This is a genomic window from Myceligenerans halotolerans (genome assembly GCF_054782975.1).
Genome location: NZ_BAAGRL010000010.1, coordinates 1 through 13330, shown reverse-complemented (window position 1 = coordinate 13330; position 13330 = coordinate 1). Strand labels below are relative to the sequence as shown.

Genomic DNA, 13330 nt, shown 5'->3' with positions numbered 1-13330 from the left:
CGCTCCGTCCGGAGCGCGCCGCGCACCATGTCGAGGACCGCTTCGTCGGCAAGGCCCGCCGCGCGGGCCCGGTGGACCAGATCACGGGTGCGGCGCAGCAGGTCCCCGTCGCCCGACCGCGCGGCCGCGTCCTCCGGCGACTTCTCCCGCCGGGGGGCGGGAGCGATCACGGTGCCGACGCGACGCCGGCTCACCACGGTGCCGCCCGCCTCCAGCTCCCGGTAGGCGCGCTGGACCGTGCCCACCGCGATCCCGAGATCGCGCGCCAGGTCCCGCGAGGCGGGCAGCCGGTCCCCCGCCCCGAGCGCCCTGACCGCGACCAGCGCCACGACCTGCGAGCGGATCTGCTCGTAGACGGGAATCGGGGAGGACAGGTCGACCCGGAGCTCGGTGGGCATCGGCCCGGTGGGTACCGGGCCGGTCGGCGTTGGGCCGGTGGGCGTTGAACCGGTGGGACCCGGCCGGCTGGGTCCTGGCCCGGTCGATCCCGGCTCGGTCGGTCCCGGCCCCGTCGGGTCCCGCCCCATCGCACCCGGATCGGTCATGCCCGGACGCCCCCCTCGCGGCGGACCGGGTCCCGGACGACGGCGGGGCGGTGCGGGACCGCCGCGAGAAGCCCGGAGATTCCGGAGGTGACGCCGATCGCGATCCCGGCGACCATCAGAGCGACACCCACACCGGACAACCACGCCGCGGCGGCAGCTCCGTCCGGAAGCGCGCCACGGTGCCCGAACGCGCTACCCGCGATCCACAGCGTGATGCCCAGCGTGCCCCCGACGAAGATCTGCACCCCGCCCAGCAGCCGTGCCGCGCTGGTGCCGCGGACGGCGGCGTCGTGCTCGGCGGGGACCCGCGCCAGCGGCGACCGGCGCGCGATGAGCCGGAGGGTCGCCACCGTGGCGAGCAACGCGACCACGAGCCCGGAGAGCAGCGGCACGCCGTAGGGCCACCCGGGGAACGGCCCCCGCGACGACCCCGAGACGCCGCCGTCCGGCCAGACGACCGGCGGGTGGTCGAACCGCCTGCCATCCTCCCCGGCCACCAGGCCGAACAGGACCAGCGCCACCACCAGGACCAGCGCCGTCGCGAGGAGCCACCGCAGCCGGGCCCCGCCGAGCGACCACACCGTGCGCCGCACGAGCGGGGCCGTGCGCACCGCCCCCGAGGGGCGCGGCCATGTCAGCTCGCCGACCGCACGCACGGCGCAGAACACGACCACGGCGGCGAAGGGCCCCAACGCCTGGAAAAATCCGGGGACCGCCGCCACCGGGCCGTACCCACCCGTTCTCGCCACCGGAAGGCTCAGCACCACCCCGGCACAGACGACGGCCGCGAGCGCCGACGCCGCGGCGATCAGCAGTTCGTGCCGGCGTGCATGGACGGCGGGCCTCGGTGGGGACCACCTCGCCTCGTCGTCGGCACCGAGCCGCCGCACGAGCACGACGACGAGCATCGTGACGAGTACGGGCAGCACGACGAGCCCCAGGATGGCGAACAGTCCGAGACCAGCAGCCACAAGACACCTCCAATGAATCAATGCGTTGACTCATTGAATCAGAGGATGGGTCCAGCGCGCAACGACGCATCTCTTCAGGATCTTGGACCTCAGACGACGACCGACCTGTGGTCGCCGATCTGCAGATGCCCGTGCCAGCCGGCCCACGACGGCCGATTCGTGGGAGAGCGGCCGATTCGTGGGAGAATGACGACAGCTTCGTGCGCCACCCGGCGCTCGAGGCTCTTGTGTATGACCACATCATTTGCCGCTTCCCTCACGACGCGACCGGCCACGCCGGAGGACGCCGCCCTTCTCGAACGCCTCTGGCACCTGTTCCGGCACGAGATGTCGGGACTCACGGGCACGCTGCCGAATCCGGACGGCGCCTTCCGCCGCGAACGCCTCGACGCCGCACTCACCGATCCTGGATGGTGCGGCGTCCTGGCTCACGTGAAGCCACCGGCCGACGGCGGTCCCGGACAACCGGCAGCCGAGCCTCGACCTGCGGGATTCGCACTGGTCCGCGACACCTCAGGCCCGACCCGCGTGCTGAACTCGTTCTTCGTCGTCCGCGGTGCGCGCCGGGCCGGCGTCGGACAGAGACTCGCCGCCGAGGTCCTCGCACTCTTCCCGGGACCCTGGGAAGTCGCCTTCCAGGACACCAACGCACCCGCCGTCCGCTTCTGGCGCTCGGTCGCCACGGAGGCTGCCGGAAAGGCGTGGACCGAGGAGCACCGGCCCATCCCCGACAGGCCGGACCTGCCGCCCGACACGTGGATCTCGTTCACCACGTCGCGGTGAAGCCACACGCACGGGCGCGGCACCGACCCCCGGATCGAACCGGATCGGAGGTCGGCACGGCGCTCAGAACGGGGGCGGGCTGGATGCCGATGGACCCGCTCCAGGTGTCGAAGGTGGTTCGGGTGGCTCTGGTGCCTCGCGCGGCTTGGCGAGTGTCATGCCCTGGGCCAGGGCGTAGCGGATGGTGGGGTCCACGATGGCGGGCTCGACGACGGTGGTGGTGCCGGTAGGTGGGGTCCAGTGGGTGGTCCCGGTCTCGGGGTCACGAGCGACATGCCAGTTGGCATGGGTTTTGAGGTTATGGTGTTTTCTGCAGAGGGTATGCAGGTTGTCTGCCCGGGTCTGGCCGAGTTCACCGGGTCGGTAGTGACGCTCCGGATCGAAGGGTTCGATGTGGTCGAGGTCGACTGCTGTGCGGCCGCCGGTGGTAGCGGGCCGGTGGCAGCCGGGGAACCGGCAGGTCTCGTCGCGTGCCGTGATGGCGGCCCGCAGCGTGGCCCCGGGGGTGTAGGTGCGGGTCGAGTAGTCGGTCAGGATCCCGGAGACCGGGTCGGTCAGGAGCCGGCGCCAGGTGGCGTCGGTGGCGATGCGTGCGGCAACGTCGGCAGGGATGGGTCCGATGCCGTCCAGGATGCCGGGGGTGGTGTCCTCGGGGTCCAGCAGCATGCCGGCCGGCACGGTCACGTTCACGGACGCGGTCACGTCGATGACCCGCACCCGCGTGCCCGCTACGGCGCCGCTCATTCTCCCGTCGCTGCTCGCGCTCTTGCCGGTGGCGCTGTTGCCGGTGGCACCGGACGCGCCGGCATTCGACACGCTGCAGCCCGTGCCGAGGCCGCCAACGGGCCCGGTCAGCACGATACCGTGCGGGTCGTCCGGGACGGGGATCAGGTCGGTGTCCAGCACCGGCTCGACCAGCCGGGGTGGCTCCTGGTCGGCTAGGCGCGCGTGGACCGGCGCTGCGCCATCACCACCGAAGCCGCCTGCACCCGGTCCGGCGCTCACCCCCGGTGCGGTGGCCGCCCCCGGTGCGGTGGCCGTCGATGTGGTGCCGTCGGTGTGGGGCGGTTCTGCGTCGGACATTGGTTCCTCGGCTTCGTCGTCGGGGCAGGGTAGGACGAGGTCGCCGGTGATCAGGGCGGTCAGGGCCGCGGCGCGCAGGGCGCCCAGGGGGCGGGTCTCGCCCGGGGTGTCCTTGAGGGCCTTGGCGGCGGCCTGGACCGCGTTGAACGTGCGGGCTGTGTCCACCACGGGCAGGTCGGCGGTGATGCGGCCCATGCCGGGGCCGGCCTGTTCGGCCCACACGTTGCACCGGTCGGTGATCTCACGGCGGCGCGCCTTGCGGCCGTGCACCTCGGCCGCGCGGGCGTTCATCTGCTCCCTGACCCACCGCCACGTGCGGGTGCGGGCGCCCGGGAGCAGGTCCGTGATCGCCGCACCCCGCTCCTCGATGCTCAGCTCGGCGCCGGCACGCAGGAACGTGTCCGCCTTCTTCGCGTCCACACCACCTGCGGCCAGCGCTTCACCCAGATCCGGATACAAGCTCGTGCCCTCACCACGCAGGGCGATCAGCCAGCCCTCGGGCGTGGTCACATGCAGTTCGGCCGCGATCTCGCCGCCGGCCGAGTCCCGGCCCAGCGGACCATCCGCACGCGCCATCAACTCAGCCGCCACCCGCGCCTGCGCAGCCCGCGCCCACGACGCCACACGCTCCCAGCCCGCCACCACACGCCGCAGCTCACCGTCGGCCAGAGCCTGCAACGCCTGCGCACCGACCTCCGTCCCGTGGTGCGCGCCGGTGTCCGCGGTGAGGGCATCGAACGACGGCTCCAGCCCAGTCAGGCCCTCGAGCACGCCGGCCAGCACCACACCCGGGACCCGGCTGCCGAGATCCTCCAGCCGCAGCCGCGACAGATCGACGACCACGCCAGGCCGTCCGTCCGGACCCCGCGACACGTACTCGGCTGCGGCATCCTCCATCTCCGGGTCGTTCAAGGGATCCGTCGCCAGAATCGCCGCCAGCTCCTGCTCCGTGTGATCCGGCGGCAACACCGGCAGCCCGGACGCGTCCACCACCTCGACGTCATCGCACTCCGGGTCGCCGAACTCGCCCGTGTCGAACTGGCCACCGATCTCGTCCGTGCCGCTGACCCACTCGACATCGTCAGGCAACACACCCATCCCGGGCGTACGCCCAGCAGCGCCGTCGAACACCGAACCCGCCATGAGTCACACCCCCGTTCAGACTCGTTCGATCACTTCCTCGTCTGTTCGATCCTATGCGGCGGGCCTTGCAACAGCTATCGGAGAGATGAATCTGTGGATAACTTGCCGCATCGGTGCCGAAGGTATCTGATGGATCCAGAGCAACGATATGACTGCCACTCCGGGGGAGACATTAGATGGACACACCGACACACAGCCCGATCAGAGCACGGCCAGCCGCACTCGTCGCGCCCCGCCGCGTCGCCCGCGTCTCGCCCGGGCGCCAGGGCTCACCCGCCGTCACCACCCCCGCGCACGTTCTCGCCCAGCCTCTCCAGCAACTCGCCCAGCACCTGCCGCTCCCCCGTCGGCAGGCCCGCCACCAGCCCTTCCTCATGCAGGAGCAGCTCGCGCACCGTCCGCTCCACGGCCCGGTGCCCCTGATCCGTCAGCGTCACCGCGACCGCCCGCCGCGACACCGACGACGGCGCCCGCGTCACCAGTCCTTCCCGCTCCGCCCGGGCCACGCGCTGGGAGATCGCGCCCGCCGTGACGAGGCAGCGCTCCGTCAGGTCGCGCGTGGTGAGCGACCAGGGCTCGCCGGCGCGGCGCAGGGTACTGAGCAGGTCGAGCGTCGCGGGGTCGATCCCGAGGCGCCGGATCGTCCGGCGACGTTCGTCGGCGAGGGCTTTCGCAACCCGCCACAGCGGCGTGATCACGCCGATCGACGACGTCGGCACGCCCGGCAACTCGCGATCCCACGCTGCGGCGATGTCGGCGGCGGGGACGGCCCCGGTGCCGTCCATCGGGTACTCCGTCATACCGAACCTCCTGTATGTTTAGATCTAAATCTACAGGAGGATCACCTCATGCCCCGTCTCATCCTCGTCACCGGCGGCTCCGGCGGTCTGGGCAGCGCGGTCGCCCGGCGCTTCGTCGCAGCGGGAGACGACGTCGTCGTCACCGGCCGCGACGCCGCCCGGCTCGCGCGCGCCGCCGAGGCCATCGGTGCCCGGCCGGTGCCGTGCGACGTCGGCCGCCCCGGCGACGTCGCGGACCTGGTCGCAGGTCTCGGGCGCCCGGTGGACGTCGTCGTCGGCATGGCCGGCGGCAACACCGACTTCGACCGAGCCGACGCCGGCTCCGCCGAGACCGACCGCACCGCGCCCACCGAGGCCGAGCGCCTCGCCGAGGCCGCCGGCGCCTGGCGCGCCAACCTCGACGCCAACCTGATCAGCACCGTGCTCACGGTCGAGGCCACGCTTCCGGAGATGCCCGAGGGCGGCTCGATCATCACGGTCGGCTCGATCGGCGCGGGATACGCGGGCTCCTCCTACGGCGTCGCGAAGGCCGCTGTCCAGGCGTGGACGGCCGGGCTGTCCGCGCGTGTCGGGCCGCGAGGGATCACCGCCAACTGCATCGCGCCGGGCTTCATCGACGAGACCGGTTACTTCCGCGGCAGGCTCGCGGACGAGCGCCGCGAGCGCCTGATCGCCGCGACCCACGACAAGCGTGCCGGCCTGCCCGCCGACGTCGCCGGCCTGGCCTGGTTCCTCGCCTCTCCGGACGCCCGCCACGTCACGGGGCAGACCCTCCACGTGAACGGCGGCGCCCACACGACCCGCTGACGCACCGGCCCCGGGCCGCACGACCCGTCCGGCGCCGACCACGTCGTTGTGCGTGGTGGTTGCGCAACCACCACGCATAATGACGTGGTCGCGCGCGGGCGGCCTTTCAGGTGTCGTCGCCGGCGGCGCGGCCGGCCGCCGAACGGAGGCGGGCCGCCATGATCTCGCAGCGTTCCACGAGTTCCGCGGGCTCCAGTACCTCGAACTCGTGCCCCAGCAGGGTGACATGCAGGAGCAGCAGGTCCAGGTCGCGCCCGCCCGCGGAGATCTCGCAGGTCGTCGCGTCCCGGGGGTGGACGACGGCGGCCGAAGCCGGCACCCGCGCCCGGACGACGTCGGCGGCGGCGCGCACCAGGAAACGCGCGTGCCGCGGATACACCCGGTCGGCGACGGCCTCCTGGACGTAGGCGGCTGCTTCCGCGGGCACCGCCCGCTGCTCGAACCGCCAGGTCCGGGCCCGGACGTCGCTCATGCGGTCCACGCGGAACGTGCGCCAGTCGTCGCGGTCGCGGTCGAAGGCCAGGAGGTACCACTGCCGCTCGGAGGCGACGAGGCGGTAGGGCTCGACGCGGCGCTGGCTGGTCGCGCCGGCCCGCGTCCGGTAGTCGAAACCCAGCTCGACGCCGTCCCGGCACGCCCGGGCGGTCTCGATGAGCACGTCCGGGTCGGCGGGGTGACGTCCCCGCCCGAACGACTCGACGGCCGCCTCCAGCGCGCGCACGTCGTTGCGCAGCCGCGAGGGCAGCACCTGGTCGAGCTTGGTCAGGGTACGCAGCGCCGCCTCTCCCCCGCTGCCGGCATCGCCGACACCGGCCAGCAGCGCCGCGACGACGGCGATCACCTCCTCGTCGTCGAGCAGGAGCGGCGGGAGCACCTGCCCCGCGCCGAGCTGGTACCCACCGCCCGTCCCGTGGCTCGAGTGCACGGGATAGCCGAGGGCGCGCAGCCGGTCGACGTCGCGGCGGACCGTCCTGGTCGTCACCCGCATCCGCGTGGCGAGCTCGGGACCGGCCCAGACGCGCCGCTGCTGGAGCAGTCCGAGCAGGGTCAGGACGCGCTCGGTCGTGCCGCGTGCGTCGTCGTGCTCGTCGCGTAGGTCGTCCACGTCGGCAGTCTCGCAGACACTGCGGACACATTCTGTCCGCTTCGGGTGCGAACCTCGTTCCATGAACGACGACGACACCACCCCCGGCGCGGACCGCACGACGGCGCGCATGCTGTCCGACCAGCTCGACTGGCACTGGCAGCACCACTTGCGTCCCCGCTTCCGCGGACTGCCCGGCGTCTACGAGCCGCTCTCCGACGACGAGTACTTCTGGGAGCCGGTCCCCGACACCTGGAACGTCCGCCCCCGCGGCACGTCCACCGCTCCGATCCAGGGCGGAACCGGGGACTTCACCATCGACTTCGCGTTCCCCGAGCCCACGCCGTCGCCGCTGACGACGATCGCCTGGCGGCTCGGACACGTGATCGTCGGCTGCCTGGCGGTCCGCAACGCGGCCCACTTCGGCGCGCCCGCCGCGGCGTACGAGACCTGGGACTATGCCGGGGATGCGGCCACCGCGCTCGACCAGCTCGACGAGCAGATCGCCGTCTGGCTGGCCGGGGTCCGCGCGCTCGGCGACGATGGCCTCGCCCGCCCGGTCGGCCCCGCCGAGCCCTTCCCGGAGGCGCCGATGACGGAGCTGGTGCTGCACATCAACCGTGAGCTGATCCACCACCTGTCCGAGGTCTGCCTGCTGCGCGACCTCTACCTGCACACCCACACACACGCCCCGACGGCCTCGCACCCGATCGGAGTTCAGCCATGAGCCGCGTCATCCAGATCACCTTCGACGCCCGTGACCCGCGAGCGCTCTCCACCTTCTGGCGGGACGTGCTCGGCTACGTGCACCCGTTCCCGCCCGGCGTCTCGCCCGAGCCGGGCGCGGACCCGCTCGCCGCCTGGGACGACTTCCTGGAACGCGGCGGCGTCCCCGTGGAACAGCGCAACAGCTCCAACGCTCTCGAAGACCCCGACGAGAAGGGGCCACGCCTGTTCTTCCAGCAGGTTCCCGAGGAGAAGGTCGCCAAGAACCGCGTCCACCTCGACGTCCGCACGGCGTCCGACCTCAGTGGCGACGAACGCATGGCCGCGCTGGAGAAGGAGTGTGACCGGCTGGTCGCGCTGGGTGCGACCCGCGTGCGGCGCTTCGAGCCGGACCCGCCGCTGAGCATCGGGTTCATCGTGATGCAGGATCCGGAGGGGAACGAGTTCTGCCTGGACTGAGTGGGTGCGGGGCGGCGGGCCGCGTGAGGGCCTTCCGCATTGGCGTGACCTGCGGGTACGGCCCGCGGGTCACGTATCCAGCGCCCCACAAGGAGTGGAGGTGGCGCTTCGTCGGCGCGCTCCACGAACTCGTGGCGAGGGTGCCGGCGCCTGGTTCCGGACGAGCTTGCAGCGTCAGAACGCGCTGACTCCCTCCGGTGCCCGCTGGGGCCGCGTCAGCATCCGGAGCATCGCGGTCTGCCCGTGCCGGTCGTGGGCGACGTCGGTCAGCAGGCGTACGACGGCGTCCGCGACGTCGTCGGAGAAACGCGGCGTGCCCAGGCCGACGCTCGCTGCCAGGTCGTCGCAGTGCACGGTCGTCTCGACCAGGCGCGTAAGGAGGAAGTCGTCGGTGGTGAGGCCCCAGGCCAGCCACGAGGGTGCGACGACGTCGGGGGTGCGTGGGGCGGCGAGCAGTGCCCCGGCGGCGGCGAGGGCCTCTCGCGCCCGGGCGACGACGGCCTCGGGACCGGCGCTCGCACCGGTCTCGCCGACATCGCGGATCCTGGTGTTGACGGGGCCGTCGAGCGCGTCGGCGACCCAGGCGGCCCGGGCGTAGTGCTCACGGGCCGTGAGGACCTCGAGGCCGGCGGGCAGGGCGGCCGGGTCGGTCTCCAGGAGGGCCCGCAGTTGGTGGATCTGGGTCAGCAGGTGGTTCGTCAGCCCGCCAACGGTCATGCCCGCGCAGGAGGACTCATCCGACCAGGCCGCGGCAACCTCGGGCCGCGCGGCGAGGTCGACGGAGATGCGGACGCCGTCGATGAAGGAGGAGTGTTCCACCTGGTCAGCGTAGCCATCTACCGGCGACGTCGGCGGCGCGATGGAGCTGCCCCCGGGGTGATGTGCACTCAACTGTTCTCGTCTGCCCGGCCGTCATCCTGAGATAGATCAGTGTCGATGTTGAGCACCGCTACGGCGGGGTCGAGTTGGGCGGCCAGCACGGCGGCGTTCTCCGCGAGCCGACGTCCGGATCGGAGCCGAAGGTCGACAGGCCCGCCGTAGGCGAGCACCACCTCGTCCGCGATCGCGAAGGCAATCGTTCCGCCACGGCCGAGGTGACTGACGATTTCCTTGTGGATGCGGCGGCTCGTGCGCTGTCGACTCCGGTCGGTCTTCGCGTTGCGGTAGTTGCTCGCGCGGCGGCGGATCGAGACGGACTCGCCGACGTAGATCACCCGGGTGCCTTCCTCGTCGTGCCCGAAGTCGAAGCGGTACAGCCCTGGTGCATCGGGGAGAGCGGGAAACGCAGGGATCCCGTCCTCGTCGAGCGTGACTTCCCCGGCGCGCAGCCAGGTGAACCGTGCCGCGACGTCGACCTGATCCAGCAGTTCCAGCGCAGCGACGTCGACGCCTGCCCGCCGCCCCAACCGCATTCGCGGAGTCGCGTCCATCAACCCGGTGCCCGTGGCGTCACTGCCGATCGTGAATCCGAGTTGGGGGAGCCAGCGGCGCGCCGCCTGGGAGTTGAACCGCGTTCGGGCCACACCGGTCGCAATCGAGATGACCTCCTTGACCGGCCAGCGCATACCGTCGATCTCGACCCAGTACTCCCTGATCAGCCCGGGTACGTGCCCGTCGAGCCTGGCTCGAACCATGTCAGCGGTGAGCTCGAACGTCTCCCCATCCAGCGTGAAGTGCATGTGCCCGTTCTACCCCATGTCCGACATCGCGCCGATACGCACTGGATCACCAACGACTCGACGGGGCGAGCCTGGCGACGACCAAGCGTTGCGGCCATACTCCGATGTCGGGCCGGAAGTGAGATGACATGACGAACTGGCAGGGTGTGCGAGTTCGTCGCGTCCTGTTCCCACGCGTTCGTGCTGCGGCGAGCCCCGACTGGGACATCCTGGTCGCCGGGCGCGCCGTGAAAGAGTCAGCCGACCCCCACCGCGCGACGGCGGCCCTGAGAGGCCTCGTCGCCCGACCTTTCGAGAGGACTGCATGAACGACGTAAGGACCGTCGCCGTCTCCCCGCTGACCGTCCCGATGATCGCCGATGTCATCCAACTGATGGACCTGGGAGCACCGTCCATCACCGCTCGGACGGCCTCGGACTACTGGGCGTACGCCACGCTGTTCTCCTCCACCTGCCCGGTCGCACACGTCGACGGCACGCTGGCCGGCGCGGTCATGGCTTTTCGCAGCCAGGACGACCCCGACCAGGTGTACGTGCAGGACGTGATGGTGCACCCCGACCACCGGCGCCTGGGCGTCACCACGGCGCTGCTGGACTCGGTGCGCGGTCAGGCCCAGGCGTGGGGCTGCGCCCGCCTGTGGCTCACCTCAGAGCCGGACAATCAGGCGGCCGACGCCGCATGGCAGAAGCTGGGCTGGTCCAACGTTCCCGGCGATCGGGAGGTCCACGGCGTCCAGGTGATCTCCGACTTCAAGGGGCCCGGCAAGGACCGCGCCGTCTACGAACTCCTGCTCAGCTAACTTCGTGCGCAGCCCCGCAAGGGCGGCGAGGCCGCGCTTCTCGGTTCGCCTTCCGGTGTCGCGTCAGAGTGTCAGGAGGCGTGCCCACTCGACGCGATGATCGGGGGTGAGTGATGACCGCGCGTGCAGGATGAGATCAGCGACGGTTGCTTGTTCGTCGACCTCGAACCGCTGATCCGGGTCACGCTTGAGCAGCCACTGGGACACCTCCGCCCAGCCCCATGCTTCGGGGATCGCCTCCGAAGGGAACTCGACGTCGCCTGTCATGGCACGCACAGCCTCGGCATCACGCCCGGCACGGGCAGCGATCTCCTCGACCGACACCGTGTCGTCCAGAGCCAGCCCCGAGATCTTCTGACCTGTCGCCTCGACCTTCCATACAGCCGTGGTGACCGCGTCGATGAACGAATCGCTCTCGACCACCACGTGCACCTCGGTCGATCCTCGTCCACCCGTGAGCCCGTACACCTCGGGGACCCCGTCCTCGATGGCGTCTTCTTCGGGTTCGGTGATGTCGCGGCTCAGGGTCCTTGCCGGTAGAGAATGCTTTCAGTGCTCTGCGAGCAGGGCGATGAGGGCGATGAGGGCGGTGAACGGGACGACGCTGGACGACGCCGACTGCGCGGTCGCGCAGCAATGCCTGCGCGACAATCGACCCACACGTCCTGCCAGATCACGAGGTGTCCTCGTCGGCCGGTGCCAGTTCGTGAGCGGCACACAGGACCTTTCCGAATCCAGCTCTCGCGTCGATCCGCACCCTGATCGGCCACATTCCCGGAAGGTCGACTTCGACAACGGTCCCGACCGAGCCGAGCAGGATCGGCGGGCCGTCCACGCGCTTCACGCGATCGCCCACCTGCCACACGCGGGGCCGGTCGGCCGGGTCGGTGGTGTCGTAGAACGTACCGTCGTCCCAGCCGCTGTCGACGGCTTCCCCGGCCGTCATTTCTCGGCCTCTCGGACTGCCGAGACGGGCACGACCACGACGCCGCTGCCGCCGTCGATGTCCACGCCCAGGTCCACGGTCGCTCGCTCTGGGCCGGACCCGACGAGGCGGCCCGACTGTCCGGCGAACCGGCCGGTCACAATTCGCACCTGCCGAATCGACGTCATCGTCGATTCCTCGGCCTCTGCGCTCATCGCTCGCCCCTGCGGAGCCGCTCTGCCCAGTCGTCCGCGCCGACGTGCTGCCAGCAGTAGGCCTCGCCCAGCTCGGCGATCCCGTCACAGCCGGGCTCGTAGCACGGGGAATCGCTGATGTGGCGGATCGGGGGCTGCGGGTCGGCCTGCTCGGGCGTCGTCATGCCCTGGAAGTTATGTGCACACCGCGCATGCCGCGAGGAATTTCCTCATTCTTGCTCGGTAGAGGTTCGCGCGGCGATCTGCTCGCAAGCTCGGTAAATGATCGCGCGCGCCTTCCGGTCGTAGTCCGCGTCCAGTGCCATGGACTCGAACACCTTGGAGTACAGGTCGATCTCCTGGGGCTGCTGCAGGTTGAGTTGTGCGGAGATGGTCTCGAACAGCACGAGCTGGTCGTCGTAGACCCAGAAGCTGTGTTCCGGCGCGATGGCACACTCTCGCTCGAAGGGGATGATCCCCAGCCGCACGTTGGGCAGCATCGACACGGTCATGAGCCGATCGAGTTGAGCGAGCATTGCCTCTGGGGAGCACACCGCGTACAGCAGTACCGCCTCGGTGAGTACGATGCGGAACTTCTTCGAGGTATCGAACAGGACCTCCTGCCGGCGCATCCTCGCCATGACCGCCTCATCCACACCTGTGCCCTGCGTCCAGACCTGGCTGGCCCGTTCGAGCAGGCCGCGCGCGTAGTCCGGGGTCTGGAACAGGCCGGGCACGACCAGGGACTGATAGCTGCGGAAGATGCGCGTGGTCTCCTCCCGGCGAGCCACCCCCGACTGCACCTGCCCCAGGCCGCCACGCATCATGCGCTGCCACTCCTGGTGGCGGGTCTGGAGGGAGTGAAGGTCGGCGAGAAGCGCTTCCGCTTGGTCCTCGGCATCGACGACGCGGCACCACGCCTTGATCTCGTCGTCGGTGGGGGTCTGGCGACCGTTCTCGATCTTGGAGACCTTCGACCCCTGCCACGCGAGCGAATCGGCGAGCCGCTGACCCGTGAGGCCAGCGGCTCGCCGAAGGTCCCGAAGGCGCGCGCCCAGTTCGTTGCGCGCTTCCCGGATGTCAGTGTTCGTCGAAGTGTTTCGCGGCAAAGTCTTCTCTCGTGACGGCGTGGTGCCAGGCTGCATCACGCACGTGGTTCATGTCGACCACCACGGCCGGATCCTCAACCAGTTCGAACCCGAGAAGCGTGTCCTCGTCGTCGAAGTGCATCTTGGCGACCGTTTGGGAGTCGAACATCCAGTAGTCGAACGCCGGCTGGCCGGTCTCGAACTCGATCGGGGACTTCATGCCCAGGGCGGTGTGGAACCGGTC

18 protein-coding genes are annotated in these 13330 nt (G+C 70.9%); 5 read left to right on the top strand and 13 right to left on the bottom strand.

Features of this window, described 5'->3' with window-relative positions:
- On the bottom strand, window positions 1-398 hold a 398-nt coding region (locus ACYVK5_RS08180), incomplete at its 3' end, for a GntR family transcriptional regulator (RefSeq protein WP_460703693.1).
- 143 nt (window positions 399-541) lie between these two features.
- Window positions 542-1516 carry a hypothetical protein gene (locus tag ACYVK5_RS08175; RefSeq protein ID WP_460703691.1) on the bottom strand — a complete coding sequence of 325 codons (975 nt, stop codon included), beginning with the start codon at window positions 1514-1516 and terminating at the stop codon, window positions 542-544.
- A gap of 231 nt (window positions 1517-1747) precedes the next feature.
- Between ACYVK5_RS08175 and ACYVK5_RS08170 the strand changes: the two genes are divergently transcribed.
- Window positions 1748-2299 carry a GNAT family N-acetyltransferase gene (locus tag ACYVK5_RS08170; RefSeq protein WP_460703689.1) on the top strand — a complete coding sequence of 184 codons (552 nt, stop codon included), beginning with the start codon at window positions 1748-1750 and terminating at the stop codon, window positions 2297-2299.
- 63 nt (window positions 2300-2362) lie between these two features.
- Here ACYVK5_RS08170 and ACYVK5_RS08165 read toward each other — a convergent pair whose 3' ends face one another.
- Window positions 2363-4471: an HNH endonuclease signature motif containing protein gene (locus ACYVK5_RS08165; protein WP_460703687.1), complete on the bottom strand. Its 2109-nt coding sequence runs from the start codon at window positions 4469-4471 to the stop codon at window positions 2363-2365.
- Between the two features lie 323 nt (window positions 4472-4794).
- The gene (locus ACYVK5_RS08160; RefSeq protein ID WP_460703685.1) at window positions 4795-5325 is read right to left on the bottom strand and encodes a MarR family winged helix-turn-helix transcriptional regulator; all 531 of its coding nucleotides are present in this window, start codon (window positions 5323-5325) and stop codon (window positions 4795-4797) included.
- A 48-nt stretch (window positions 5326-5373) separates the two neighbouring features.
- Here ACYVK5_RS08160 and ACYVK5_RS08155 point away from each other — a divergent pair, with 48 nt between their 5' ends.
- Entirely contained in the window at window positions 5374-6132 is a 759-nt protein-coding gene (locus tag ACYVK5_RS08155) for an SDR family NAD(P)-dependent oxidoreductase (RefSeq protein ID WP_460703683.1), read from the top strand.
- Window positions 6133-6238: 106 nt separating this feature from the next.
- On the opposite strand, the gene ACYVK5_RS08150 is transcribed toward ACYVK5_RS08155, so the two are convergent.
- Window positions 6239-7237 (bottom strand): helix-turn-helix transcriptional regulator, encoded by a 999-nt coding sequence (locus ACYVK5_RS08150; protein ID WP_460703681.1) that lies wholly within the window; start codon window positions 7235-7237, stop codon window positions 6239-6241.
- Window positions 7238-7298: 61 nt separating this feature from the next.
- Here ACYVK5_RS08150 and ACYVK5_RS08145 point away from each other — a divergent pair, with 61 nt between their 5' ends.
- Window positions 7299-7943: a DinB family protein gene (locus ACYVK5_RS08145; RefSeq protein ID WP_460703679.1), complete on the top strand. Its 645-nt coding sequence runs from the start codon at window positions 7299-7301 to the stop codon at window positions 7941-7943.
- Complete coding sequence (locus ACYVK5_RS08140; protein WP_460703677.1) at window positions 7940-8401, top strand: VOC family protein; 462 nt, start codon at window positions 7940-7942, stop codon at window positions 8399-8401. Before ACYVK5_RS08145 ends, ACYVK5_RS08140 begins: the two co-directional genes overlap by 4 nt.
- Before the next feature lie 174 nt (window positions 8402-8575).
- Here the strand turns inward: ACYVK5_RS08140 and ACYVK5_RS08135 are convergent, their stop codons facing one another.
- Together ACYVK5_RS08135 and ACYVK5_RS08130 are read right to left on the bottom strand one after the other, a co-directional pair.
- A complete protein-coding gene (locus ACYVK5_RS08135; RefSeq protein WP_460703675.1) occupies window positions 8576-9220 on the bottom strand; it encodes a maleylpyruvate isomerase N-terminal domain-containing protein in 645 nt (214 codons plus the stop codon).
- A 68-nt stretch (window positions 9221-9288) separates the two neighbouring features.
- Window positions 9289-9966, bottom strand: a complete 678-nt coding sequence (locus tag ACYVK5_RS08130) for a GIY-YIG nuclease family protein (RefSeq protein ID WP_460703673.1) — start codon at window positions 9964-9966, stop codon at window positions 9289-9291.
- A 418-nt stretch (window positions 9967-10384) separates the two neighbouring features.
- Between ACYVK5_RS08130 and ACYVK5_RS08125 the strand changes: the two genes are divergently transcribed.
- Window positions 10385-10879 carry a GNAT family N-acetyltransferase gene (locus ACYVK5_RS08125; RefSeq protein WP_460703671.1) on the top strand — a complete coding sequence of 165 codons (495 nt, stop codon included), beginning with the start codon at window positions 10385-10387 and terminating at the stop codon, window positions 10877-10879.
- Between the two features lie 63 nt (window positions 10880-10942).
- On the opposite strand, the gene ACYVK5_RS08120 is transcribed toward ACYVK5_RS08125, so the two are convergent.
- The 6 genes from ACYVK5_RS08120 to ACYVK5_RS08095 all read right to left on the bottom strand — a co-directional run.
- A complete protein-coding gene (locus ACYVK5_RS08120; RefSeq protein WP_460703669.1) occupies window positions 10943-11302 on the bottom strand; it encodes a hypothetical protein in 360 nt (119 codons plus the stop codon).
- Window positions 11303-11552: 250 nt separating this feature from the next.
- On the bottom strand, window positions 11553-11825 hold the full coding sequence (locus ACYVK5_RS08115; RefSeq protein WP_460703667.1) for a hypothetical protein: 273 nt from the start codon (window positions 11823-11825) through the stop codon (window positions 11553-11555).
- The gene (locus ACYVK5_RS08110; protein ID WP_460703665.1) at window positions 11822-11992 is read right to left on the bottom strand and encodes a hypothetical protein; all 171 of its coding nucleotides are present in this window, start codon (window positions 11990-11992) and stop codon (window positions 11822-11824) included. Before ACYVK5_RS08110 ends, ACYVK5_RS08115 begins: the two co-directional genes overlap by 4 nt.
- A gap of 23 nt (window positions 11993-12015) precedes the next feature.
- Entirely contained in the window at window positions 12016-12183 is a 168-nt protein-coding gene (locus tag ACYVK5_RS08105; protein WP_460703663.1) for a hypothetical protein, read from the bottom strand.
- 45 nt (window positions 12184-12228) lie between these two features.
- Window positions 12229-13143, bottom strand: a complete 915-nt coding sequence (locus tag ACYVK5_RS08100) for a helix-turn-helix domain-containing protein (protein WP_460703661.1) — start codon at window positions 13141-13143, stop codon at window positions 12229-12231.
- The coding region (locus tag ACYVK5_RS08095; RefSeq protein WP_460703659.1) for a DUF6879 family protein at window positions 13079-13330 on the bottom strand (252 nt) is incomplete at its 5' end. The genes ACYVK5_RS08100 and ACYVK5_RS08095, both read right to left, overlap by 65 nt.